This is a genomic window from Pseudomonas sp. P5_152 (assembly GCF_033989915.1).
GTDB lineage: Bacteria > Pseudomonadota > Gammaproteobacteria > Pseudomonadales > Pseudomonadaceae > Aquipseudomonas.
Map to the genome: position 1 here is coordinate 140,608 of NZ_JASFAH010000002.1, position 24,854 is coordinate 165,461.

General features: G+C 61.1%; 16 protein-coding genes. 13 read left to right on the forward strand and 3 right to left on the reverse strand.

Annotated elements, in window-relative coordinates; genetic code table 11:
• Positions 1-77: 77 nt before the first annotated feature.
• The 5 genes from QMK50_RS00575 (at position 78) to QMK50_RS00595 (ending at position 4,545) form a co-directional block, all read left to right on the forward strand.
• Entirely contained in the window at positions 78-1,130 is a 1,053-nt protein-coding gene (locus tag QMK50_RS00575) for a 3-keto-5-aminohexanoate cleavage protein (RefSeq protein WP_095170291.1), read from the forward strand.
• Between the two features lie 91 nt (positions 1,131-1,221).
• Positions 1,222-2,553, forward strand: coding sequence for an MFS transporter (locus QMK50_RS00580; protein ID WP_095170292.1), 1,332 nt, complete (start codon positions 1,222-1,224; stop codon positions 2,551-2,553).
• Positions 2,550-3,215 (forward strand): DsbA family oxidoreductase, encoded by a 666-nt coding sequence (locus tag QMK50_RS00585; protein WP_320332195.1) that lies wholly within the window; start codon positions 2,550-2,552, stop codon positions 3,213-3,215. The genes QMK50_RS00580 and QMK50_RS00585 overlap by 4 nt, the downstream gene beginning before the upstream one ends.
• A complete protein-coding gene (locus QMK50_RS00590) occupies positions 3,212-3,538 on the forward strand; it encodes a Rieske (2Fe-2S) protein (protein ID WP_095170294.1) in 327 nt (108 codons plus the stop codon). The genes QMK50_RS00585 and QMK50_RS00590 overlap by 4 nt, the downstream gene beginning before the upstream one ends.
• Positions 3,535-4,545, forward strand: a complete 1,011-nt coding sequence (locus QMK50_RS00595) for a YeiH family protein (RefSeq protein ID WP_159995964.1) — start codon at positions 3,535-3,537, stop codon at positions 4,543-4,545. Before QMK50_RS00590 ends, QMK50_RS00595 begins: the two co-directional genes overlap by 4 nt.
• Positions 4,546-5,571: 1,026 nt before the next feature.
• On the opposite strand, the gene QMK50_RS00600 is transcribed toward QMK50_RS00595, so the two are convergent.
• A complete protein-coding gene (locus QMK50_RS00600; RefSeq protein WP_320332196.1) occupies positions 5,572-6,618 on the reverse strand; it encodes an AraC family transcriptional regulator in 1,047 nt (348 codons plus the stop codon).
• A gap of 354 nt (positions 6,619-6,972) precedes the next feature.
• On the opposite strand from QMK50_RS00600, the gene QMK50_RS00605 reads away from it, so the two are divergent.
• From QMK50_RS00605 to QMK50_RS00635, 7 genes are all read left to right on the forward strand, one after another.
• The gene (locus QMK50_RS00605; protein ID WP_159995968.1) at positions 6,973-7,539 is read left to right on the forward strand and encodes an RBBP9/YdeN family alpha/beta hydrolase; all 567 of its coding nucleotides are present in this window, start codon (positions 6,973-6,975) and stop codon (positions 7,537-7,539) included.
• A gap of 129 nt (positions 7,540-7,668) precedes the next feature.
• The gene (locus QMK50_RS00610) at positions 7,669-9,681 is read left to right on the forward strand and encodes a DUF1302 domain-containing protein (protein ID WP_320332197.1); all 2,013 of its coding nucleotides are present in this window, start codon (positions 7,669-7,671) and stop codon (positions 9,679-9,681) included.
• A gap of 40 nt (positions 9,682-9,721) precedes the next feature.
• Complete coding sequence (locus tag QMK50_RS00615; RefSeq protein ID WP_095170090.1) at positions 9,722-11,080, forward strand: DUF1329 domain-containing protein; 1,359 nt, start codon at positions 9,722-9,724, stop codon at positions 11,078-11,080.
• A 76-nt stretch (positions 11,081-11,156) separates the two neighbouring features.
• Positions 11,157-12,230: a WD40/YVTN/BNR-like repeat-containing protein gene (locus QMK50_RS00620; protein ID WP_320332198.1), complete on the forward strand. Its 1,074-nt coding sequence runs from the start codon at positions 11,157-11,159 to the stop codon at positions 12,228-12,230.
• Between the two features lie 31 nt (positions 12,231-12,261).
• Positions 12,262-14,811 carry an efflux RND transporter permease subunit gene (locus QMK50_RS00625; RefSeq protein WP_320332199.1) on the forward strand — a complete coding sequence of 850 codons (2,550 nt, stop codon included), beginning with the start codon at positions 12,262-12,264 and terminating at the stop codon, positions 14,809-14,811.
• The gene (locus QMK50_RS00630) at positions 14,804-16,582 is read left to right on the forward strand and encodes an acyl-CoA dehydrogenase C-terminal domain-containing protein (RefSeq protein WP_320332200.1); all 1,779 of its coding nucleotides are present in this window, start codon (positions 14,804-14,806) and stop codon (positions 16,580-16,582) included. Before QMK50_RS00625 ends, QMK50_RS00630 begins: the two co-directional genes overlap by 8 nt.
• 23 nt (positions 16,583-16,605) lie before the next feature.
• A complete protein-coding gene (locus QMK50_RS00635) occupies positions 16,606-18,249 on the forward strand; it encodes a fatty acid--CoA ligase (RefSeq protein WP_159995976.1) in 1,644 nt (547 codons plus the stop codon).
• Between the two features lie 24 nt (positions 18,250-18,273).
• On the opposite strand, the gene QMK50_RS00640 is transcribed toward QMK50_RS00635, so the two are convergent.
• Positions 18,274-20,661 carry a DUF3772 domain-containing protein gene (locus tag QMK50_RS00640; protein WP_320332201.1) on the reverse strand — a complete coding sequence of 796 codons (2,388 nt, stop codon included), beginning with the start codon at positions 20,659-20,661 and terminating at the stop codon, positions 18,274-18,276.
• A 40-nt stretch (positions 20,662-20,701) separates the two neighbouring features.
• Positions 20,702-21,514 carry a polyphosphate kinase 2 gene (ppk2, locus tag QMK50_RS00645; RefSeq protein WP_095170084.1) on the reverse strand — a complete coding sequence of 271 codons (813 nt, stop codon included), beginning with the start codon at positions 21,512-21,514 and terminating at the stop codon, positions 20,702-20,704.
• A 2,040-nt stretch (positions 21,515-23,554) separates the two neighbouring features.
• On the opposite strand from ppk2, the gene QMK50_RS00650 reads away from it, so the two are divergent.
• The gene (locus tag QMK50_RS00650) at positions 23,555-24,853 is read left to right on the forward strand and encodes a site-specific integrase (protein ID WP_320332202.1); all 1,299 of its coding nucleotides are present in this window, start codon (positions 23,555-23,557) and stop codon (positions 24,851-24,853) included.
• Position 24,854: the final 1 nt, after the last annotated feature.

Here is a 24,854-nt window from a genome sequence, read left to right on the forward strand (position 1 = left end):
ACGGCATTCGCACTCGTACAAGCGCTGCCCGGGCACGATCCCAGGTGCGCGAACAACCATAATAAAAGGAGTAACTCATGCAATTCTTTGACGATTCCCTGCACCCGGAAAACATGGAGAAGGTGGTCATCACCGTGGCCCCTTACGGCCCGGAGTGGATGCCCGAAGACTTCCCGGAAGACATCCCCCTGACCATGGATGAACAGGTGCAAAAGGCGGTCGATTGTTATGAGGCAGGTGCCACGGTCCTGCACTTGCATGTACGCGAGTTGGACGGCAAGGGCTCCAAGCGCCTGTCCAAGTTCAACGAACTGATTGCCGGCGTACGTGAAGCCGTGCCAGACATGATCATCCAGGTCGGCGGCTCGATTTCCTTTGCCCCGGAAAGTGATGGCGAAGCGGCCAAGTGGCTGTCGGACGACACCCGGCACATGCTGGCTGATCTGCAGCCCACGCCAGACCAGGTCACGGTAGCAATCAACACCACCCAGATGAACATCATGGAGCTGCTGTATCCGGAGTATCTGGAGGGCACTTCCCTGGCCAACCCGGGTATCCAGGCTGCGTATAGCGAAATGACCGTGCCGGCCGGCCCGGCCTGGGTCGCCGAGCACTTGCGCCGCCTGACCGCAGCCGGTGTGCAGCCGCACTTCCAGCTGACCGGCATGCACGCCCTGGAAACCCTCGAACGTCTGGTGCGCAAGGGTATCTACATGGGCCCGTTGAACCTGACCTGGATCGGTATCGGCGGCGGCTTCGACGGCCCGAACCCGTTCAACTTCTTCAACTTCATCCACCGCGCGCCGAACGGTTGCACCCTGACCTCCGAATCGCTGCTCAAGAACGTCATGCCGTTCAACACCATGTCGATGGCCATGGGCATGCACCCGCGCGTGGGCAATGAAGACACTATCATTGATCACAAGGGCGATCGGTTCAGCTCGGTTGCGCAGATCCAGCAAACCGTGCGCATCGCTCATGAACTGGGTCGCGAGATCGCCAGCGGCAAAGAAGCCCGCGAGATCTACCGAATCGGTGTGCAGTACCAGAGTATCGAAGAAACCCTGTTGGCCAATGGTATGGCCCCCAACCGCAAGGTGGGCGAGAAAGGTGTGCCGCAACGCGGCTGATCGCTGACGCGGGGGAAGTTCAAGGCTTCCCCCGCGCTGCGTTGCTACAAGCTCGATAACAACAATTACAACAATGTTTCGAGGAGGCTGCATGGCCTTTCACCCCATTGCCGCAGACGATGATGACGCCAGTGGTGTCGGTGTTGCGCGCAAATATGCCTGGATCGTCTTTGCCCTGACGTTCGGCCTGTTGATTTCCGATTACATGTCGCGCCAGGTGCTAAACGCGGTCTTTCCGATGCTCAAGGGCGAGTGGGCGCTGAGTGACGGCCAGTTGGGCCTGCTCAGCGGCATCGTCGCGCTGATGGTTGGCTTGCTGACCTTCCCTTTGTCGTTGCTGGCGGACCGCTTCGGTCGGGTCAAGAGCCTGGCGTTGATGGCGCTGCTGTGGAGCCTGGCCACCCTGGGCTGCGCGCTGGCCCAGGATTACCAGCAGATGTTCATTGCCCGCTTCATGGTGGGCGTGGGCGAGGCCGCCTACGGCAGCGTGGGTATTGCCGTGGTGATCTCGGTGTTTCCCAAGCACCTGCGGGCCACCCTGACCAGTGCGTTCATGGCCGGCGGCATGTTCGGTTCCGTGCTGGGCATGGCCCTGGGCGGCGCGATCGCGGCCAAGCTCGGCTGGCGCTGGTCGTTCGCCGGCATGGCGTTGTTTGGCCTGCTGCTGGCGGTGCTGTACCCGATCATCGTCAAGGAGGCTCGCATTGCTCCGCAGCGGGCCAGCCAGGCCGCGAACAAGGTCGCCGCGGCGGTCAAGCGGCCGCTGCGTACCCTGTGTTCCAGCCCTTCGGTGATTGCCGCCTATATCGGCAGTGGCTTGCAGTTGTTCGTGGGCGGCACGGTGATTGTGTGGATGCCCAGCTACCTCAACCGTTACTACGACATGGCCACCGGCAAGGCCGGCGGCGTCGCAGCGATCATCGTGTTGTGCAGCGGCGCCGGGATGATTCTGTGCGGCATCCTCAGCGACCGCCTGTGTCGGCAATCGGCCCAGCGCAAGGTGTCCCTGGCAATCGCCTATTGCCTGGGCAGTTGCCTACTGCTGTCGGCAGCGTTCGCCTTGCCGCCAGGCCCTGCGCAGTTGCTGCTGATTTGCCTGGGGATGCTGATTGCGGCAGGGACGACCGGTCCTGCCGGGGCCATGGTTGCCAACCTGACCCACTACTCGGTGCACGGTACGGCCTTTGCCACATTGACCCTGGCCAACAACTTGCTCGGCCTGGCCCCGGGCCCATTCATCACCGGCAAGGTGTCGGATGTGATCGGCCTGCAGGCGGCGTTTCAACTGGTGCCACTGGTGAGCATCGCGGCGGCCGCGGTGTTCTTTTACGCCAAGTGTCACTACCACAAGGATATTGCCCGGCTTCAGGGCGAACAGGTCAACGATTCGGTTGGCCACGCGGTTGTAGAGGTGAAAGTGTGAGTGCTCGTTTACAGATTGATGTGTTTTTCGATTTCATCTGCCCCTGGTGCCTGATCGGCAAGCGCCAGCTGGAGCGGGCCCAGGCGTTGCTGCTCAGCCAGCAACCCGGGGTGCAAATCATTACCCAGTGGCACGGCGTGCAGTTGTTGCCGCACATGCCGGTCGGCGGGCAGCCCTTCGCCGAGTTCTACAGTCGCCGCCTGGGCAGTGCCGAAGCCGTCAGCCAACGCCAGTCCCAGGTGCAGCAGGCGGCGAACGCGGTGGGGGTGAGCATCGATTTCAGCCGCATCGCGACCATGCCCAATACCGCCGATGCCCACCGTTTGCTGGAGCGGGCCAACCAACTGGGCTCGCCAGAGCAGCGTGATGCCTTGCTGGAACGTTTGTATGGTGCCTATTTCCAGCAGGGCGAGGACCTGGGATGCCGGCAGACCCTGCTGGCCATCGCCCAGGACTGCGGGTTCGAGGTCGCGGCGCTGGAGGATTGTCTGCGCGGCGATGGCCAGGAGTTTGTCGGCAATGGCGCTGGCGCCGCCAGCGGAGTGCCGTGTTTTCAGTTCGATCGACGCCTGACGGTGGTCGGCGCGCAGCCGGCCGAAGCCCTGTTGAGCGCGATGCGCGAAGCCCTGCTGGAAAGCCAGCGTGAGCGGCAACCGGCATGAACCGGCGGGTCCCTGTGCCTGCCGGAAAACTCCCGCAGGCAGGCGGTCGCGCACTGCTGGATCTGGAAGGTAAAAGCCTGGCGCTGTTCAACGTCGACGGCGAACTGCTGGTGATCGACGACAGCTGTCCCCATCAGGGCTCGTCGTTGTGTGGCGGGCGCCTGGAGGGGCGAGTGATTCAATGCTGCGCCCACGGCCTGCGCTTCGATCTGCGCACGGGCTACCTGCTCAATTCCACCGCACTCAAGGTTGCCCAGTATCCGGTCGAGGTCATCGACGACCAGGCATTTATCGTTTTCCCTTGCGAGGAGTCCGCGCCATGAGCGCCATCGCTCTTACCCGTATTCATAGCCGCACCCGCGAACTGGCGCCGGGGTTTGTAGTCAGCCTGATCGTCGCGGCGGCGGCGTCGTTTTTGTCCGAGCACTACGGTGCGCCGGTCATGTTGTTCGCCTTGCTGCTGGGCATGGCCCTGAACTTCCTCGCCGGCGAAGGCACCTGCAAGGCCGGCATCGAGTTCACGGCGCGCACCGTATTGCGCATTGGCGTGGCCTTGCTGGGCATGCGCATCACCCTGGAACAGATTGCCGCGCTGGGCTGGAAGCCGGTGGCCCTGGTGGTGATCCTGGTAGTGGTGACCATCGGTGTCTCGGTGATTGCCGCCAAGGCCCTGGGGTTCCAGCGCCTGTTCGGCATGCTCACCGGTGGCGCCACTGCGATCTGTGGCGCCTCGGCGGCCCTCGCACTGGCGGCGGCCTTGCCCAACCACCCGCAAAAAGAACGGGCCACGCTGTTCACGGTGATCGGGGTCTCGGCGTTGTCGACCCTGGCGATGATCCTGTACCCGATGATCGCCAATTGGCTGGAGTTGTCGCCGCAAGTGGCCGGGGTGTTCCTTGGCGCGACCATCCACGATGTCGCCCAGGTGGTGGGGGCCGGCTACAGCATGTCGACCGAGACCGGGGATACCGCCACGGTGATCAAGTTGATGCGGGTGGCCATGCTCCTGCCGGTGATCGTCTGTGCGGCGATGGTCACGCGCATGCAGGGCGCCGATACGACGGGCAAGCGCCCGCCGTTACTGCCCTGGTTTGCCGTGGGTTTCCTGCTGCTGGCCTGCATCAACAGCACCGGCTGGGTCGCCCCGGTGGTGCAGGGCACGGTCAACGAGCTGTCACGCTGGTGCCTGGTGGTGTCCATCAGCGCCCTGGGGATGAAGACCCAGCTCAAGGAGCTGGCTGCGGTGGGGATCAAGCCGATCCTGCTGATGGTCGGGGAGACAGTATTCCTGGTGGTGCTGGTGCTGTTGTTGCTGCACTGGGGGCTGTAACCCCTCCACAAAGCTCTCGGCCGGTGCCACAAGCGCCGGCCTTTTTCACGGTGACTGTGCCAGCAGTTGCCGCTTTTTTTTGCCCAGATATCCAACTATGTTGGCTGTGCTGGCCCCATCGCGGCATCGGTATCTACACAACTGTGGTGCGACGTTGCACCAGGGTGTTGGATTAGACCGAGTACATATCCATTTTTGCGGTAACGGCCTCCTATGGTTCCGCCTGACGGCGGCTCACTTTTGGTGGAGCGCAAAAGTAAGCAAAAGGCTCTTGCCCCACCACTTGGCACCTCGCTTGGGCTCGGTGTGCCCTCACTCCGGCTTGAATCCGTGGGCCGCCACGCGCCATCCATGGCGCGGGGCGGCTAACCCGGCGTCCTGCCGGGTTACCCACGGCTTCAAGCCTGCGTTCGGCCAGCGTGGTTAACGGGGCGCCCAGGATCAAAAGCCAAAGCCAGAGCCAGAGCCAGAGCCAGAGCGAGATCAAAAGATTGCTGACTTCGTCAGCGTCTTAGGAAGTAGAAGCTACACCGCGCATGCCCTAGCGATCAGGTCGGCTTTTAGGCCGCCTCGCGTTGTTTTTGATCCTGGGCGCCCGTTAACCACGCTGGCCGGAGTTCGATATTGATTTGAGGGGTAAACCGGCAGGACGCCGGTTTAGCCGCACTGGGCCAGGGAGGGCCCATTGCGGCGGCCCCCAAATCAATGTCGGAGTACGGGCATGCCGAGCCTAAGCGAGGCACCGAGTGGTGGGGAAAGAGCGTTTTGCTTACTTTTGCGCTGTTCAAAAGTGAGCCGCCGTCAGGCGGAACCATAGGTGGCCGTTACCGAAGAAATGGATATGTACTCCGCCTAATCCACCCCCCAGAGGCCGCCACACGAGCAAGCTCCCTCGCCACAGGCCGCTACAACCTTGTGTAGATACCTATGCCCATCGCGGGCAAGCCCGCTCCACGGGGGCTCATACCTGTGGGAGCGGGCTTGCCCGCGATGACGGTCCAGAGCGTACTCAGCCCGTATCGGCGCCTACAGTTCGCCGGGGAGGGGAGGCAGGTCGATTGGCTGTTTGCTGCCCTGCTTTTGCGCGCTGCGCCAGGCTGCCGGGGGCATGCCGAACTGGGTGATGAACCAGCGGGTAAAGGAGCTGGCCATGGAGTAGCCAAGCATGTCGGCGATGCGTCCCAGGGTGTAGTTGGGGTTGTCCAGGTAGCGCAGCACCAGGTCGCGCCGGACCTCGTTGACCAGGTCGTTGAAGGCGCAGCCATCTTCCTTGAGCCGGCGCTGCAGGGTGCGCACGTTCATGCCCTGGGTCTGGGCGATCTGCTCGATGGTCGCGCGCCCCATGGGCAGCAACAGATAGATGGCCTTGCGCACCTCAAACAACATCGAGGCGCCCTCGTGGCTCAGCAACGAGTCCAGGTAGCTCTGTGCATAGCGGGCCATGGCCGGGTCGGCATGGGGGTTGGTCATGTCCAGGCTGGCATCGGAACAGACAATGCCGTTGAACTCACTGCCGAACTCCAGGGTGCAGCCAAACAGCCGCCGATGCAGTTGCAGGTTGTCGGGAGGCTGGTGGGTGAAATGCACGCGGTAAGGATGCCAATGGCTGCCGAGCAAGGCGGCGCACAGGCGGAACATCACCCCGATTGCCAGCTCAGTGGCCTGGCGTGAGGACATGGGCGTCTCGGTGACCACTTCTTCGCGAATGATCACCATCTTGCCGGCTTCTTCGATGAAAATCGCCAGCGAATCGTTCATCAGGTGCCGGTAGTGCACCACCACCTGCAAGGCATCGCGCAAGGTCCGCTGGTGGCTGAGCAACAGGCTGACCACACCGAAATCCGAGAGTTGGCGCGACTCGGCCATGCTCAGGCCGAAGGTCTGGCAGCCACTGGCCAGGGCCGAGTCTTCCAGCAGGCGCACGGCGGCATCGATCGGGATGCGCTGTTCCGGGGCGAGCAACTGGGCGCGGCTGAGGCCGACCCCGGCCATCACATCGCGTGGGTTGAACCCCAGGTACTGGGTGACTTCCAGGTAGTTGGTCAAGACGGCGGCGCGAACAAGCTTGGTCATGCGGAAGTCTTTCCTGAGCCGATTGCGATGGAAGCGAGCGGGGCGACTATATCCAGCACCTGATCAATTGAACAGTTGTGAAGTCAGCACTAGTCTGCCGCCGATTGTGCTCCGGGGCAGGCACGCTGACACCCGCCATCGGCGTCCACCCATTGATTACAGTGGGCTGGCGCGCAACCGTCGAGTTTTTTGACCAGCGGTCGTGCCAACGCCCCGGCGGCAAATTTGTCATCAAAAGAAAAGTCACTGACGTCTAATGAAAAGCACCGGGGGTAGGCGCTCTTTAATGTCAGCACTACAAAAAGCTTCTGGCGATAGAGCCAGTCGAGTCATCGAGAAAGCGTAGGTGTTGAAGTGGACAAATTGCAGACTGCCGCAACCGTTCTGATCGTACCGGGCTTGCGCGAGCACGTTGCCGAGCATTGGCAAACGTTGCTGGCCGAGCAACTTTGCAAGGTGCGCAGCGTTCCCCCACTGACCACCGACAAACTGGACTGCGCCAAGCGCGTCGAGGCGATCCAGCACGCGCTGGAGCAGATCGACGGGCCGGTGATCCTGGTGGCCCACAGTGCCGGTGTGCTGATGGTCGCGCACTGGGCCGCCCGCCACACACGTGCGATCAAGGGCGCCCTGTTGGCCGCGCCACCCGACCTCGATGCCGCCTGGCCGCAAGGCTACCCATCCCCTGAAACCTTGCGCACCCAAGGTTGGGACCCGCTACCCAATGGCCCTCTGCCGTTCCGCAGCCTGGTCGCCGCCAGCACCAATGATCACCTGGCCAGCCTACAAGCCGTGCAACGCATGGCCCAGGGCTGGGGCGCCGAACTGCGCAACGTCGGCGCGGTCGGTCATCTCAACCCGGCCGCGGGCTTCGGCCCCTGGCCACAGGCCTACACCCTGATCCAGGAACTGGATCGTTAGTCCAGGCACCGCAAGACCCCGAGTCAACCGGCTATTGCCCTCATTGCTGATCAGCGTCAACCCCTGGAACAAGGGGTGACGAGAGGGCGGCTGCGCTTAAAACAACTACAAAAAGGCGGAGACACGTTAATGCACAACAATAAGAGTCACGGTTTCACCCCATCGCGTTACACCTTGCTGGCCTCGGCCATCCTCGCCGCCAGCATGCCGGTGGCCCACGGTTTTGAACTCGACACGGGGAATCCGGACTGGACCGCGCGCCTGGACAACACCGTCAAGTACAACTACGGGGTACGCACTGAAAGCGCCGACAAACGCATGTTGGCGACACCCAACAACAACGATGGCGACTACAACTTTCGCAAGGCCGGTACCAACATCAGCAACCGTATCGACCTGTTGACCGAGATGGACGTGGTCTACAAGAACAGCATGGGCTTTCGGGTCAGCGCCGCCAGCTGGTACGACAAGGCCTATGAGAACGCTGGCTCGAACTCCAATCCGTTCGTCAACGGCAACGATGCGCGCTCCGGCCTGGTGGCCAATGACCCACGCCTGGCGGGTGTCACGGGCGACAATGTCGGCAACGGCAGCCCGCACCTGAGCAACTACGCCCAGCGTTACTACACCGGGCCGTCCGGGGAAATCCTCGACGCGTTCGTGTTCTACAGCACCGAAGTGGGCGAGGAGTCGTTGCTCAGCGTCAAGGCCGGCCAGCACAATGTGTTCTGGGGCGAAACCCTGCTCAACCCGGTGCACTCGGTCAGCTACGGCCAATCGGGCCTGGACCTGGCCAAGCTGGCGGCGTCGCCGGGCACTGAAGCCAAGGAGCTGTTCGTTCCGCGTAACCAGCTGTCGATGTCGTTCACCGTGAATCCGGAGCTGACCGTCGGCGCCCAGTACTTCCTCGACTGGGACGCCGCGCGCCTGCCGGAAGCCGGCACCTACTATGGCGGCTCCGACCTCGTGGGCTTCGGCGCGCAATCCTTCCTGCTCGGCAACACCAACTCCGTGGTCCCGGGCAGCCCGCTGGGCTGTGGCCTGGCACCGTGCAACGGCTTGACCAACGTGCGTCGTGGGCATGACCTGACGCCGGGCAGCAGCGGTGATTGGGGCGTGATGGCCAAATGGTCTCCGGCCTGGCTGGACGGCACCCTCGGCGTCTACTACCGCAACACCTCGGACATCCTGCCGCAAGCCTGGTTGAACGCCACCGGGCTGAGCTCGGCCAACCCCAGCGGCACCCCGCCGACCGGGCAAGTGCCGGCCGTGATCAACACCCTCAACTCGTTGAGCACCAGCACCTACCAACTGGCCTATGCCGACAACATCCAGGTGTTTGGCCTGAGCCTGTCCAAGGACGTCGGCGGGGTGAGCGTCGGCTCGGACCTGAACATCCGCCACAACATGCCGCTGGCGAGCATTCCGGCGATTGTCAGTTCTTCCGGGCCGCTGGGCCTGGGCGCCGGCCTTGGCCTGTTGCCGGCCCGTACTGCCGCCACCGGTGTGGTCTATGACACCCCTAGCCGGGGCGACAGCATGAGCGCCACGGGCGACACCTTGCACTGGACCCTCAACGGCCTGGTGAGCCTGCCGAAAACCCCGCTGTACGACTCGGCCAACCTGCTCGCCGAGCTGTACTACAGCAACCTGCTCAAGCTCGATGACAAAAACGAGGCGCTGTACAAGGGCAACGGCAGCTATCGCGGGATCGACGCGCCAACCCGCGACAACTGGGGCATTGCCGTCAACTTCACGCCGACCTGGTACCAGGTATTCCCGGGCGTCGACCTGAACATGCCGCTGTCGGTCAACGTCGGTCTGGACGGTGTCTCGCCAGTCTCCGGCGGGGGCGCCAAGGACACCGGCAACTACGCGGTCGGCTTCGGCGCCGTGGCGTACAACAAATATTTTGTCGACCTCAAGTACGTCGATTCCTTCGGCAAGTCCGACAAGTGTGACAACAGCGGTTCGAGCACCGGCGCAGCCAATGCCGGCAGCGGCGACGGCTCGACCCCGAACGCCTTCAGCGGTAACGAAAACTACGCCTGCTATGGCGGGGGCTACTCAGCCTTTTCCGGTGGCGGAGCCACTACCCAAGACCGTGGTGCCCTGTACCTGACGATGAAAACCACGTTTTAACTCACGAATCGCTGACTCGAATCAGCAGGAGAATAACAAGATGAAATTCGTGCACACCGTGTTGGCCGCCTCACTGGCCCTGGTCATAGCCGGCCAGGCCCAAGCCGCCGTCTCCGCCCAGGAAGCCGCCAAACTGGGCAGCAGCCTGACCCTGGTCGGGGCAGAAAAGGCCGGCAATGCCGATGGCTCGATTCCCGCCTACAGCGGCGGCCTGACCACGCCACCGGCCAGCTTCAAGGCCGGCGACAGCATGCGTCCGGACCCTTTTGCCGATGAGAAGCCGGTGCTGGTGATCGACGGCAAGAATGCCGAGCAGTACAAGGGCGCGCTGACGGCGACCACCCTGGAGCTGGCCAAGCGTTTCCCGACCTTTCACGTCAACGTCTACCCAACCCACCGCACCGTCACCTTGCCCAAGGCCGTGCTGGACAATGGCCTGAAGAACGCCACCGGCGCCAAGTCCCTGGACGGCGGCCTGGCCATCGACAACGTGCTGCCCGGCGTACCGTTCCCGATCCCGCAGTCGGGCAATGAGGCGATGTGGAACTTCCTGCTGCGCTACCAGGGGGTCAACATCAACTCCAAGTACGACTCCTGGAACGTCGACTCCGCCGGCGTGGCGAGCCTGGCGATCACCGGCCAGGCAATGATTTCCTACCCGATCTACGAAAACCTCGCGCAGCCCATCAGCAGTGCCGACGTGTACTACCAGATGAAGCTGTCGTACACCGGTCCTGCACGCCGGGCCGGCGAAGCGATCATGCTCAAGGACGCCGCCAACCCGCTGCAACAACCACGTCGCGCCTGGCAATACCTGCCTGGCCAGCGTCGCGTCAAGCTGGCCCCGAACCTGGCCTATGACACACCGAACCCAGGTACCGCCGGCGCGGGCACCTACGACGATGTGTTCGTGTTCAACGGGGCGCTGGACCGCTACGACTGGAAGCTGGTGGGCAAGCAGGAAATGATCGTGCCCTACAACACCTACAAGCTGACCTACGCCCAGGATCCGAAGGCGCTGGCGACCCCCAATCACCTGGCCCCGGACTATGTACGCTGGGAAAAACACCGGGTGTGGGTGGTCGAGGGCAACCTCAAGGCCGGCGCCCGGCACATCTACCAGAAACGCCGCTTCTACCTCGATGAAGACAGCTGGACCGCTCTGGCCTCAGACCAGTACGACGCCCGTGGCCAACTGTATCGCGGCTCCTTCGCGTTTCTCAGCCAGAGCTATGACAAGCAGATCCCGGATTCCACGCCTTTCATGATCTACGACCTGGTCGGTGGCTCCTACAACATCAACGGTGTGGTCGGCCCGTACGGCGGCATCAAGTACATCGAGCCACTCTCCAAGGCGCAGTGGTCGCCGGAGTCCCTGGCAGGTTCGGGCATTCGCTGATCGGCAAGGACGCCAGGTGTCAACGCCAGGCCACACGGTTGTGTGGCCTGGCGCAGTTTTTCGAAGAGGACGCGGTATGGGTTCGTACAAAAAGTACCTGCAATGGGCGCTGGGCGCCGTGCTTGCCGTTGGCCAGGGCCTGACATTGGCCGCTGGCTACGTCGATGTCCTGGACCTGCCAGCCAAGGTCAGCCCGCTGGCGGTGCGCAGCCCGTTGTCAGGCATGGCGCGGGCCGGCGAGCGACTGATCGCGGTCGGCCAGCGTGGCCATATTCTGTATTCCGACGACAGCGGCACCCACTGGCAACAAGCCGTGGTGCCGGTGAGCGCGGATCTCAACGCGGTGAGTTTTCCATCGCCAGCGCAAGGCTGGGCGGTGGGTAACGACGGCGTGGTGTTGCACAGCAGCGATGCTGGGGCGAGCTGGACCAGACAACTCGACGGACGCCAGATCGGCGCCTTGCTGGTCAAACATTACGGCGACCTGGCCAGGGCCGAGCCGGGTGACGAGCGCTGGGCGCAACTGGCAGACGAAGGCCAGCGCATGGTGGAGCAGGGCGCCGACAAGCCGTTGCTCGACGTCTGGTTCGCCAACGACCAACTCGGTTATGTGGTCGGCGTGTTCAACCTGATCCTGCGCACCGAGGACGGTGGCTTGACCTGGACGCCGTTCCAGGACCGCACCGACAACCCCCAGGGCTTTCACCTGAACGCCATCGCCTCCACCGGCGATGCGCTGTACATCGCCGGCGAGCAGGGCTTGATGCTGCGCTGGGATGAGGCCGGGCAACGCTTCGTGGCCTTGACTACGCCTTACCAGGGCAGCTTTTTCGGGGTGCTCGGCAAACCCGGCGAGGTGCTTGCCTACGGTTTGCGCGGCAACGTGCTGCGCAGTGTCGATGGCGGCCTGAGCTGGACGCCGCTGGACACGGGCCTGCACACCAGCATCACCGCCGGCCTGCTCGACAGCAAGGGCCAGTACCACTTGTTCACCCAGGGCGGGCAGGTGCTGCTGAGCCAGGGGCCTGGCGCGCAGTTGCACCTGGTGCCGCAAGCCGCACCCACACCGGTGACCGGCGCCACCCAGGCCGTCAACGGCGCGCTGGTGGTAGTGGGCAGCCGTGGTGCACGGGCGCTGGCCGCCGAATAAGACCTCGAATCCTTAGAGCGAGAACCCAGACATGGGCAATATCAAGCAAGACACCATGCCGGTCATCCGCGACGTGCGTGACTTCGACCAACGCTCCGGCAACCGCCTGGAGCGCCTGGTGTTCAACTACCGGCCGCTGTTCATGTTGTTGATGGCGCTGGCGACCCTGGTGCTGGGCTATATGGCCGCCACGCGCCTGGAATTGCGCCCCAGCTTTGAAAAAATGATTCCGCAAAGCCAGCCCTACATCCAGAACTACCTGGAGAACCGCCAGTCCCTGCGCGGCCTGGGCAATTCGGTGCGGGTGGTGGTCGAGACCACCGAGGGCGATATCTTCGACCCGGCCTACCTGGACGTGCTCAAGCAGGTCAATGATCAGTTGTTCCTCACCGAAGGCGTCGACCGCGCCTGGATGAAGTCGTTGTGGAGCCCGGCCGTGCGCTGGACTGAAGTCACCGAGGAAGGCTTCCAGGGTGGTCCGGTGATGCCCGATACCTATGAGGGCAAGCCCGAGCAGATCGAGCAGTTGCGCCAGAACATCGCCCGGGCCGGCATCGTCGGCAGCCTGGTGGCCAGTGACTACAAGTCGAGCATGCTGATCATCCCGCTGCTGGACAAGGCCGCCGCCGGTGGCCAGCCGATCAACTACCACGCGTTCTCGCAGATGCTCGAAGAGCAACTGCGCGACAAGATCGAGTATGCCGGCGACAAGGCCGCCCACGCGTCCGGGGAGGAGGGCAAGGGCCCGTACAAGGTCCGGGTGATCGGTTTCGCCAAGCTGATGGGCGACCTGATCGATGGCCTGATCCAGGTGATGATGTTCTTCGGCCTGGCGGTAGTGACCTCGCTGCTGATCATCTACCTCTATACCCGTTGCGTGCGCAGCACCTTGCTGGTGGTTGGCTGCTCGCTGATCGCGGTGGTCTGGCAACTGGGCATCGTCGCCTGGCTGGGTTATGCCATCGACCCCTATTCAGTGCTGGTGCCGTTCCTGATCTTCGCCATTGGCGTGTCCCATGCCGCGCAGAAAATGAACGGGATCATGCAGGACATCGCCCGTGGCACCCACAAGTTGATCGCCGCGCGCTACACCTTTCGCCGCCTGTTCATTGCCGGGGTCACCGCACTGCTGGCGGACGCCGTGGGGTTCGCGGTGCTGATGCTGATCGACATCCCGGTGATCAAGGACCTGGCCATCAGCGCCAGCATTGGCGTTGCGGTGTTGATCTTTACCTCCTTGTTGTTGATGCCGGTGGCGCTGTCCTATGTCGGTGTCGGCCGCAAGGCGGCCGAGCGTGCCCTGAAGATCGACACCCGGGCCGACGGCCACAAGGGTTTTGGCAAGCTGTGGGACTGGCTCGACCGTTTCACCAGCGCCAAGTGGGCCACGGGCGCAGTGCTGGTGGCCCTGGTGATGGGCATCGGCGGCTTCATGATCAGCCTGCAACTGCAGATCGGCGACCTGGAAAGCGGGGCCCCGGAGCTGCGCGCCGATTCTCGCTACAACCGCGACAACGCCTACATCACCCAGCACTACGCGCTGTCCAGCGACCAGTTCGCAGTGATGATCAAGACCGCCCCCGAAGGCTGCCTGAACTACAAGACCCTGGTACTCGCCGACCGCCTGGCCTGGGAGCTGCAGCAGTCACCGGGCGTGCAGGCGACCACCTCGCTGGTCAATGCGGTGCGCCAGATCACTGCGGGCACCTATGAGGGCAACCCCAAGCTCAACAGCATCCAGCGCAACCAGGACGTCTTGAACTATGCGGCCCAGCAGACCTCGGTCAACTCCCCGGAGTTGTTCAACACCGATTGCTCGCTGATGCCGGTGATTGCCTACCTCAAGGACCACAAGGCCCAGACCCTGGATGAGGTGGTGGCCATCGCCGATAAATTCGCCCGCGACAACAGCAGCGAAGATCGCCAGTTCCTGCTGGCCGCCGGCAGCGCCGGGATCGAGGCGGCCACCAATATCGTGGTACGCGAAGCCAATCGCAGCATGCTGCTGTATGTCTACGCGGCGGTCACGCTGTTCTGCCTGATTACCTTCCGCAGTTGGCGGGCAACCCTGGTGGCGCTGCTGCCTTTGGTACTGACCTCGATCCTTTGCGAAGCGCTGATGGTGGTCATGGGCATCGGCGTCAAGGTCGCGACCCTGCCGGTGATCGCCCTGGGTGTGGGGATCGGCGTGGACTACGCCTTGTACCTGCTCAGTGTGCAACTGCAGTACCAGCGCCAGGGCCTGCCATTGGCCCAGGCCTACCGCAATGCCGTGTCGTTCACCGGCCGGGTCGTGGGCCTGGTCGGCATCACCCTGGCCGCCGGCGTGGTGTGCTGGGTCTGGTCGCCGATCAAGTTCCAGGCGGACATGGGCATCCTGCTGACCTTCATGTTCCTGTGGAACATGCTGGGTGCGCTGATCCTGATTCCGGCCCTGTCGTACTTCCTGCTGCGAGACCCGGCGCTGGAGCGTCGGCTGGCAGCCGAAAACCCCGTGGCCCCCGCCGGTGCAACCGGTACATCCCAACGTCAGGGCACACCTGATGCACTGACAACTTGTGAGAAAGCCAACTATGTCTGATTACAAAGCCCCTTTGCGTGACATGCAGTTTGTCCTCAATGAGGTGTTCCAGGTCTCCAGGTTATGGGCGCAATTGCCGGGCCTGGCCGAGGTCATCGATCAAGAGACAGCCGCAGCGATCCTCGAGGAGGCCGGCAAGATCAGTGCGCAAGTGATCGCGCCACTCAACCGCAGCAGTGACGAGCAAGGCTGTGGCTGGGACAACGGCAAGGTGACTGCACCCCAGGGGTTCGCCGAGGCGTACCAGGCATTTGCCGAAGGTGGCTGGGTGGGTGTTGGCGGCGATCCGCAGTTTGGTGGCATGGGCATGCCCAAGGCGATTTCGGCCCAGGTCGAGGAGATGGTCAACTCGGCCAGCCTGTCGTTTGGCCTGTACCCGATGCTGACTGCCGGCGCTTGCCTGTCGATCAACGCCCATGCCAGCCAGGCGCTCAAGCAACGCTACCTGCCGAACATGTACGCCGGCACCTGGACCGGTTCGATGTGCCTGACCGAAGCCCATGCGGGCACCGACCTGGGGCTGATTCGCACCCGCGCCGAGCCGGCAGCCGATGGCAGCTACCGGATCAGCGGCAGCAAGATCTTCATCACCGGCGGTGAACACGACCTGACCGAGAACATCATCCACCTGGTGCTGGCGCGACTGCCGGATGCACCCGCCGGGCCCAAGGGCATTTCCCTGTTCCTGGTGCCCAAGGTGCTGGTCAACGACGACGGCTCACTGGGCGCCAGCAACGCGCTGTCGTGCGGCTCGATCGAGCACAAGATGGGCATCAAGGCTTCCGCCACCTGCGTGATGAACTTCGATGGTGCCACCGGTTGGATAGTCGATGCGCCGAACAAGGGCCTGGCCGCGATGTTCACCATGATGAACTACGAGCGCCTAGGCGTGGGTATCCAGGGCCTGGCGTTGGGTGAACGCTCCTACCAGAACGCGGTCGAGTATGCCCGCGATCGCTTGCAGAGCCGCGCACCAACGGGGCCGCAGGCTACCGACAAGGTCGCCGACCCGATCATCGTGCATGCGGATGTGCGACGCATGTTGCTGACCATGAAAGCCCTCAACGAGGGTGGCCGGGCCTTTTCCAGCTACGTCGCGCTGCAACTGGACACTGCCAAGTACAGCGAAGATTCGGCAACCCGCACTCGCGCCCAGGAGCTGGTGTCCTTGCTGACGCCGGTGGCCAAGGCGTTCCTCACCGACATGGGCCTGGAAACCACGGTGCACGGCCAGCAGGTCTTCGGCGGCCACGGCTACATCCGCGAGTGGGGGCAGGAGCAACTGGTGCGTGATGTGCGGATCACCCAGATCTACGAAGGCACCAACGGCATTCAGTCCCTGGATCTGGCCGGACGCAAGATCGTCGGCAGCGGCGGGGCGCTGTACCGCCTGTTCGCTGCAGAAATACGCCACTTCATCGCCAATGCCGGGCCGGATATGGGCAAGTTCTGCAAGCCGCTGGGCGCCGCCGTCGACAATCTCGATGAACTGACCGCCTGGCTGCTGGATCGGGCGCAGGACAACCCGAATGAAATCGGCGCGGCCTCGGTGGAATACCTGCAAGTGTTCGGCTACACCGCCTACGCCTATATGTGGGCGCTGATGGCCCAGGCGGCCATGGGCAAGGCCCATGAAGACGAGTTCTATGCCAGCAAGCTTTGCACCGCGCGTTTCTATTTCGCCCGCCTGTTGCCGCGCATCCATTCACTGAGCGCTTCGGTCAGGGCTGGTAGCGCCTGCCTGTATGAACTGCCAGCCGCGCAGTTCTGATTGAACGGACAAGGAACCCCAGCATGATCGCGACAAAAATCATTCCTCCGGCCGCCGGCGCCTATGCCTATCCTCTGCTGATCAAGCAGTTGCTGCTGTCCGGGGTGCGCTACGAGCCAGGGCGGGAAATCGTCTACGCCGACAAACTGCGCTACAGCTACCAGACCCTCAATAAGCGGATCCGCCGCCTGGCCAACGCCTTGACCGCCGCCGGCGTCAAGGCCGGGGACACCGTGGCCTTGCTCGACTGGGACAGCCACCGCTACCTGGAGTGTTTCTTTGCCGTGCCGATGATCGGCGCGGTACTGCACACCGTGAACATTCGCCTGTCGGCGGAGCAGGTGCTCTTCACCATGAACCACGCCGAGGATGACCTGGTGCTGGTGCATGACGACTTCCTGCCCCTGGTCGAACAGTTGCAAGGGCAACTGACGACGGTCAAAGGTTACCTGCAACTGACCGACGAGACGGCAGCCGACACCTGCCTGCCGGTGGTGGGGGAGTACGAGCAACTGCTGGCCGAGGCCGCGGACCAGTACGCCTTCCCCGACTTCGATGAAAACTCGGTGGCGACGCTGTTCTACACCACGGGCACCACCGGCGACCCGAAAGGCGTGTATTTCACCCACCGCCAACTGGTGCTGCACACCCTCAATGCGGTGGGCACCCTGGGGGTCTATCAAGGCCTGCCGCTATTGCGCTCCGATGATGTGTACATGCCCATCACCCCGATGTTCCATGTGCATGCCTGGGGCGTGCCCTATGTCGCCACACTCATGGGCCTCAAGCAGGTGTACCCGGGGCGCTATGAGCCCAATCGCCTGGTGCAGTTGTACCGTGAGGAAAAGGTTACGTTTTCCCACTGTGTGCCGACCATTTTGCAGATGATCCTCAACTGCGAGGCTGGCAAGCACAGTCGTTTTGATGGCTGGAAGATGCTCCTCGGCGGCAGTGCGCTGACCCTGGGCATTGCCAGCGAAGCCAGCGCCAGGGGCATCCAGGTGCACAGTGGCTACGGCATGTCGGAAACCTGCCCGGTGCTCTGCACCACCTACCTGCGCACCGAGGATCTGCAGCAACCGATGCAGGACCAACTGGCCACGCGCATCAAGACCGGGGTGCCGGTGCCAATGGTCGACCTGAAAATCATCGATGCCGCAGGCAATGATGTGCCCCACGACGGCGAAGCCCAGGGCGAAATCGTGGTGCGCGCACCCTGGTTGACCCAGGGGTATCTGAAGGAGCCGCAAAAGGGCGCCGAGCTGTGGCAGGGCGGTTGGCTGCACACTGGCGACATGGCATCGATCGATGCCATGGGCGGTGTGGAAATCAAGGACCGGATCAAGGATGTGATCAAGACGGGCGGGGAGTGGATCAGTTCCCTGGAACTGGAAAGCCTGATCAGCGAGCACACGGCAGTGATGTCGGTGGCAGTGGTGGGCATTGTCGACGAGCAGTGGGGTGAACGGCCCATGGCCCTGGTGGTGTGCGAGCCCGGGCATTACCTCGACCGCAAGATCCTCGAAGCGCACTTGCAGAGCTTTGTCGACATTGGGCGGATCAACAAGTGGGCGATCCCCAAGCAATTCAAGTTCGTCAGCGAGATCCCCAAGACCAGCGTCGGCAAGATCAACAAGAAGCTGATCCGCGAGCAAGCAACCAGCTGAAACCTGGGTGGCCGCTGCCGGTGGTCACTCCGTTGCCGCCGGTTTGGCCAGGGAGATGCCGGCGGCTCCCAGGCGCTTGAGGATCTCGAACAGCAGGTCGCTCTTGATCTTGCCGACAACTCTCGGGCTGCTGACATAGCCGGTGACGGTCAGGGTGATGCCGTCGGGCGTCAACTTGCTGAAGCGCACGAAGGGGGCAGGGTGGTCGAGGATATTCTCGTGCTCGCAGTAGGTGTTGAACAGCAGGTCGTTGACCTGCTCGGGATCGATATCCAGCGCGAAGGTCAGCTCCAGCGTTGCCACCCCCTGGGCGCTACCGCCCAGGGTCACGTTGCGCAGGTTCTGGGAAATCAGCTGGGAATTGGGGACGATCACTATGGAGCGGTCGCTGAGCTGGATTTCCGTGGCCCTGACATTGATCCGCCGAATGTCGCCTTCGACCCCACTGATACTGATCAGGTCGCCGACCTTGACCGGGCGCTCGGTCAGCAGGATCAAGCCGGAGACGAAATTCTTGACGATCTCCTGCAAACCAAAACCAATGCCCACCGACAAGGCGCTGACGATCCAGGCCAGGTTGGTCCACTGCACGCCCAGCGATGACAGGGTGAGCAGAATCACCAGGGCGTAACCGATATTGGCAAACAGCGTGCTCAGGGACGCACACATGCCGGGGTCCATCGCGGTCTTGGGCAGGAACTCGTTGTCCAGCCAGCGGCGCAGTGAGCGGATCAGGTAGATGCCAATCAACAACGCCAGCACCGCGTTGAGCAAGTGCCCGGGAATGATGTTCAGTTTGCGCAAGCCCGCACCGCCGAGAATCTCCAGGGCCTGGGCAAACAGTTGGCCGAAGGTGGTGCCAACGCCGCCCACCAGCAGCGCAATCAAGGCGAACAACAGCATGCTCGCGCGCCCAACCCCCGACAGCACAGTCGAAACCTGCTCCAGGCGTGCATCGCCAATCCCCAGCAACTGCTTGAGCGCCTTGCCGCTGGCTTGCCTGGGGGAAAACAGGTACTCGCAGAGGTCCTTGAACAGCTGTATCAGCAGGTAGAAACCGGAGAACACAATGAAGATCCAGACCATTTCATAGGTGATGAACCGAGCCAGCGAGATGTAGCCAATCAACAGCGCCAGCATGGAGACCACGATCGCCAGGCTGGCGAACGCGTACATCAGCCCGGCCAGGGTGGTGCCGGCCTCCGGGGCCTCACCGCTGGCGGCCACGGCCCGGCGGATCTTGCTGGTGCGCAACAGCAGGATCGCAAGGATCAGGGTCACGATCAGCGCAGTCACCCCACGCCCGAAAATCACCGCCTGGGGGCTCATGCCGCTGACGTTGGCGATCTGCGACAGCGTCACCAGGACCAGCAGCACGCCCGCCAGGATCTGCGGAAAGTGTTCCATCGCCAGGGCCACAGGGTCGGCAATCGCCGGCAGTCGCCAGGAAGGATGGCGGGTCGAAAGCAAGGCGCGGCTCAGGCCGGTAATCAGCACGCAGGTGTACACCAGCTTTTCGATTTCTTCGGCCAGGCTTTGCAGCATGGGGGTCAATGGCAGTTGCCGCGTCACCGCATAAAACAGCAACTGCAAGGCGCAGGTAGCGGTCAGCAACGTGGCCAGGATCGACGCCAGTGCCAGGGAACTACGGCGCAACCGGCCTTCGGGCATGCGATGAATGCACACCCAGAACAGCCCCCGCTCAGCGACGCTGCGGCCCAGGGTCCAGACCGCCAGTGCCAGCAGCAGCAACAGACTGCTGACCAGGCGCTGGCCCGGCTGCCACACCGAGGCCAGGGTGGCGCCAATCTCCTGCAACACCGCACTGAGCCGTTGCCGGTCCGTAGCTTGCGGAGCAATCAACGGCCGCCAGAAATTCGGGCTGAGGATACTGTTGATACGCTGCGTCACTTCGCTTTCCAGCAGACTGCGGCGCAGGGCGGCAATCTGGGTGGTCAGCTCGGTGGCACTGGCCTTGAGCCCGGCCAGGGCTTTCAAACTGCTGTCGAGCTTGTCTTTCTGCTCGATGATATGGATGCGCTGGATCGCAATGTCGGTATTTTCCGGCGCCTGTTCGTCAGCGGAGGCGGGGCCCAGCACCCCCAATTGGGCCTGGAGCTGGGCCTGCACCGGCAGCAGCGCCGACTGCTGCCGCTCGACGTCGTTGATGTAGGTCTGAATCAAATCCTGCAGGCTGACCAGTTCGGACAGGGTGTCGGCCAGCGACACCTGCTGCTTGAGGCCGTCGAGCCGGGCCTGCAAGCCCGGCAATTGATTCTGCGCAACGACGAACGTCGCCTGATCAGCCTTGGCCACCAGGCTGGCTGGGCTGGTGTCTGCCGCTACGGCAATGGACACCGAGCCGCACAGGACGAGCACCAGCAACCACATCGATTTCCACGCATTGCCCATAGCTGCGCCCGGTCCTGTGGTGGATCACTTGCCCTGGGGCTCAGAACCGTTCGGCGATGTATTTGAACGGATAGTTGATAGTCTTGTACTCGCCGACCTTGCGCTTGGGCAGCCTGACTCGCGGTTGCTTGATAGCTTCGTAGGGAATGTGCTCCAGCAGGTGAGTGATCACATTCAGCCGCACCGACTTCTTGTTCTCCGAGCGGGCCACATGCCAGGGCGCCCACCCCGAATCGGTAGCCTGGAACATCTCGTCGCGCGCACGGGTGTATTCATCCCAACGGTTGTAGGACTTGATATCCATGGGCGAGAGTTTCCAGGTCTTGCGCCCGTCGGTGATGCGCTCCTTGAGGCGACGGCTTTGTTCCTCCGGACTGACCTCCAGCCAGTACTTGAACAGCAGGATCCCGGAGTTGACCATCAGCCGCTCGTAACCCGGCGTCAGCTCAAGGAACCCGCGCGCCTGATCCTCGGTGCAAAACCCCATGACCCGTTCCACACCCGCGCGGTTGTACCAACTGCGGTCGAAAATCACCACTTCGCCAGCGGACGGCATGTGCGGCATATAGCGCTGCAGGTACATCTGCGATTTTTCCCGCTCCGACGGAGCAGGCAAGGCCACCACCCGAAAGATCCGCGGGCTCACGCGCTCAGTCAGCGCCTTGATCGTGCCGCCTTTGCCCGCACCATCACGGCCTTCAAACACAATGACCACCTTGGCCCCCGTGGCAACCACCCATTGCTGCAACTTCACCAGCTCGACGTGCAGGGCGGCAAGTTGCTTCTCGTAGTCCTTGCGACCGAGCGGCGCGGGAGGCTGCGCTTTCGCAAGCGCCTGTTTCTTCTTGCTCATTAACCAAACTCCGATAGGGATCCGAACTCAAGCGTAGTCAGGATAACCGCACAACGCTAACTGCACCGGACATAGATCAGTAACTGTGGAGTAGGGTGATCGGAAGCGACTCAACGCCCACTGATATATAACTCAACTAAATAGACCTTTAGTTGAGTTATAAGTTATAGGAATATCAAGGGCAGGGCACACCCCGCATTTAATGGATGAACGCTGAAGATGCTCCCTATTATGTATGAGCGAGCTCGCTCGCGAAGAACATCAACGATAACGCGCAAATCCAGTAAATCCCCATCATCACCAGCACAACGAACCCGGAAATTGTGGAATAGGGAAATAGCCAACATCGTCAAAAAAGCCGAAAAACTGCTATTTCCTACAGCAGCCGAAACCACGAAAGGCCCGAAATACAGGGCTTCCAGCGCCTTCAGGTGCATACCAGCAGAACAAATACGGATAAGCGTTCGTACGAAGAACCGAGGTCCATATCAATCAGGCTCGGCGCCATGACCGCCACAGAACGGCAACACACGCTGGACGTTGCGGATGGCAAAGACGGATCTACGCCCCAGGATGGTTGAACCCGTAACCACGGCGATCCAGGGCGATCGTAAGACCCCGGGAGGTTTTCATTGCGTACACAACAGAACACCCAGGCCGACGGCCAAGCACGTAAGCGCCATAAACCAATTCACCAGCCTGGAAGGTAAAGCAGCCACAGCTGGAACTGACGAGCGCCCAACAGCGCGAAACTATCCAACGCGATGCTGATGAAGGTACTGAAATCGTCTTTGGCCAACGTAGCGGATCATCACCAGCAACGTGGTGCACAAGAGGCATTGGGATTGCCAGTGACATAGCAAGGCAGCAAGCTGGACCTGGGGGGCTGATTAGAAGGTAGTGCCTGTCTTCAAATCTGACCTCCAGAGCCCCTAAGCTCCCCATACGACACTTCGCATAATGTATATTATGTTAAATGAAGGATATGTTCATCGCACACCACTTCGCAAACCGTCATACAACTCCACAAATCTGCGGACGATGAGGCAATCGCGAAATAAAGAGACGTTGCTTCGAAAAAGCGCTTAACAGATTGATTTTACTGGGCATTACGAAAAATGTAGTGCAGGCCTCACCAACTGTAGCAACGTAATTATGAGACTACCGTGTAGCCGGCAGTTGGCCTGTAAGCCTTTATTTGCGAGGGTTTCAGCCTATTCCATCATTTTGTTACTAGCTCAGAGTCTATCAATCAATCGTGAGACAACGTCGCGTATCCACGTTTGCGCAATTAAGATGAATTCCAATAAAAACAATCAGTTAGCTATATTTCGAAGAAATCGCGAGACATAACCCGCAGCGCTTTTGGTGAAGATTTGACGAGACACTTCTGGGCCCGAACGCTCTGGCGGCATAGGCAGAATTCCGCGCCAATCCACCGCTCGGATTGTTGAAGATCAAGCCTGACGCGAGTTTTCCTAAAATATTTTTTGGAAAAACTGGGCTGAGAACTGCTCTGCACTAGACTCATCCTAGAGCTATGGTTTTGGCTTCCCAGCACGAAATCGTGAGATATCACCAGTGGACTTACACCCCTGGCTACCCGCCACCCAGAAATTCCGGGTATCGGCGTGAGTGTGAAGTTTCCACGACATTTACCCGTGCCAACGACGGGGAACGGAATTATGAGACTAAAACGAATTTTTTAACGCAATTACGAGGAATAACCAGGAGGTGCGCGCAGTAATGACGAGACAGCATGGCGGGCTCATACGTACATCAGTGCCTCCGGCTCGATACCTGAAGAATAATTGGGAGACAAGTACTGTCCATTTAACGAAATCTTGAGATAAGCCCAGAAGGTTTGGGAGGTAATGAGTCATAGTTGCACGATAGATGCGCGCGAGATACCATCGGGCTTTCTTAAGCCAAAGTTGTATGAGAGGGAGACTGATTATGGATAATAGGTCTCCAACTTCCGATTACTGTCATAACTGGAAGTCTCTTAATGGCACTAACTAACGTATCTGGTGGTCATGAATGTCCCGCTCGCCGAAGCCCTTATTCAATACATACGAGTCGTTCCTTGATCAGGATTTCAGTTGCAGTGGGCCTACTACACCATGCGTCAAAGCTTACCTTGCCTCATTTTCCCATGCGCTAGAGGCTCCGCGCGGCTACCTGGCCGTGCGCTCGTTCCTGCGGGCTTTTTCCGATAATGCTCAGACCTTCAGCTCGTATCGCATTCATATTGAGCGGCTGCTGCTGTGGTCATTGATGATTAGCCAGAAGCCGCTGAATCAACTTAAGCGTCAGGACGCCCAGGATTATTTGATTTTTTGCCGTAATCCACCTCGAGACTGGATCGGGCCTGTGACTCGTAGCCGTTTTTTGAATAATAATGATGCGCAGAGTGCGCTTGTAGACCCTGTTATTCCTAATCCTAACTGGCGTCCTTTCAATATTAAATCGTCGAAGCCGCTGATTGGTTCCGAGGATCAAGAACAAGGAATAACCGAGAATAAATACAGCGCAACCAACAGCACCATAAATCAAGTTTTCTCGATTTGCAGTCGCTTTTTCGAATTTATGGTTGAAGATGGTTATGCGGCGGCAAACCCCTTCCGAATGATCAAGAAGTCAGGTCGCTATACCGATGATGTTCAAGACGAGGGTGTTACGCGTGCATTGACGCCACTGCAATGGAACTACGTGCTTGAAACGGCTGAAAAGCTGGCGGAGTCCGAACCTGCTCGGCATGAGCGTACACTGTTTATACTTTCAACATTGTTTTCCATGTATCTACGCGTGTCTGATGTTGTCGGGCGACAAAACTGGAAGCCCTCTATGGGGGACTTCCGCCAAGACCCTGAGGGCAACTGGTGGTATCACGCCGTAGGCAAAGGCAACAAGATCGGAAAGATTGCCGTCAGGGATGAATATATCAATCTCTATTTAAAGCGCTATCGTCGGTTCTTGGGTCTGCCCGAACTTCCTGAGATCGGCGAGACCACTCCTTTGATCAAGACCCTCAGAGGACGTTCTGGTCTGTCGGATCGACAGGTACGCGCCCTCCTCCAGGTAGTCTTCGACAAGGCTCTTGAAAGTATGCGTATCGAGGGTCGTGCGGTGCACGAGATGGAAAGCTTAAAGGTCGCTTCTCTGCACTGGCTACGCCATACCTCTGCGACCTTCGACGCGCCCTTGCGGAATGCCAAAGACCTGCAGGTCGATCTGCGTCATAGCAATCTCAGTACTACTCAGAACACGTACTACCACTCACATGATCAAGAGCGTGCGCACTCGGTCAAGCGCTTGGGCTTACGTGACCGAGGTTGAG

Bases quoted from the DNA above. Each gene is read 5' to 3' on its own strand.
- QMK50_RS00575 (WP_095170291.1), top strand. From the start codon at position 78: ATGCAATTCTTTGACGATTCCCTGCACCCGGAAAACATGGAGAAGGTG.
- QMK50_RS00580 (WP_095170292.1), top strand. From the start codon at position 1,222: ATGGCCTTTCACCCCATTGCCGCAGACGATGATGACGCCAGTGGTGTC.
- QMK50_RS00590 (WP_095170294.1), top strand. From the start codon at position 3,212: ATGAACCGGCGGGTCCCTGTGCCTGCCGGAAAACTCCCGCAGGCAGGC.
- QMK50_RS00595 (WP_159995964.1), top strand. From the start codon at position 3,535: ATGAGCGCCATCGCTCTTACCCGTATTCATAGCCGCACCCGCGAACTG.
- QMK50_RS00600 (WP_320332196.1), bottom strand. From the start codon at position 6,618: ATGACCAAGCTTGTTCGCGCCGCCGTCTTGACCAACTACCTGGAAGTC.
- QMK50_RS00610 (WP_320332197.1), top strand. From the start codon at position 7,669: ATGCACAACAATAAGAGTCACGGTTTCACCCCATCGCGTTACACCTTG.
- QMK50_RS00615 (WP_095170090.1), top strand. From the start codon at position 9,722: ATGAAATTCGTGCACACCGTGTTGGCCGCCTCACTGGCCCTGGTCATA.
- QMK50_RS00620 (WP_320332198.1), top strand. From the start codon at position 11,157: ATGGGTTCGTACAAAAAGTACCTGCAATGGGCGCTGGGCGCCGTGCTT.
- QMK50_RS00625 (WP_320332199.1), top strand. From the start codon at position 12,262: ATGGGCAATATCAAGCAAGACACCATGCCGGTCATCCGCGACGTGCGT.
- QMK50_RS00630 (WP_320332200.1), top strand. From the start codon at position 14,804: ATGTCTGATTACAAAGCCCCTTTGCGTGACATGCAGTTTGTCCTCAAT.
- QMK50_RS00635 (WP_159995976.1), top strand. From the start codon at position 16,606: ATGATCGCGACAAAAATCATTCCTCCGGCCGCCGGCGCCTATGCCTAT.
- QMK50_RS00640 (WP_320332201.1), bottom strand. From the start codon at position 20,661: ATGGGCAATGCGTGGAAATCGATGTGGTTGCTGGTGCTCGTCCTGTGC.
- ppk2 (WP_095170084.1), bottom strand. From the start codon at position 21,514: ATGAGCAAGAAGAAACAGGCGCTTGCGAAAGCGCAGCCTCCCGCGCCG.
- QMK50_RS00650 (WP_320332202.1), top strand. From the start codon at position 23,555: ATGTCCCGCTCGCCGAAGCCCTTATTCAATACATACGAGTCGTTCCTT.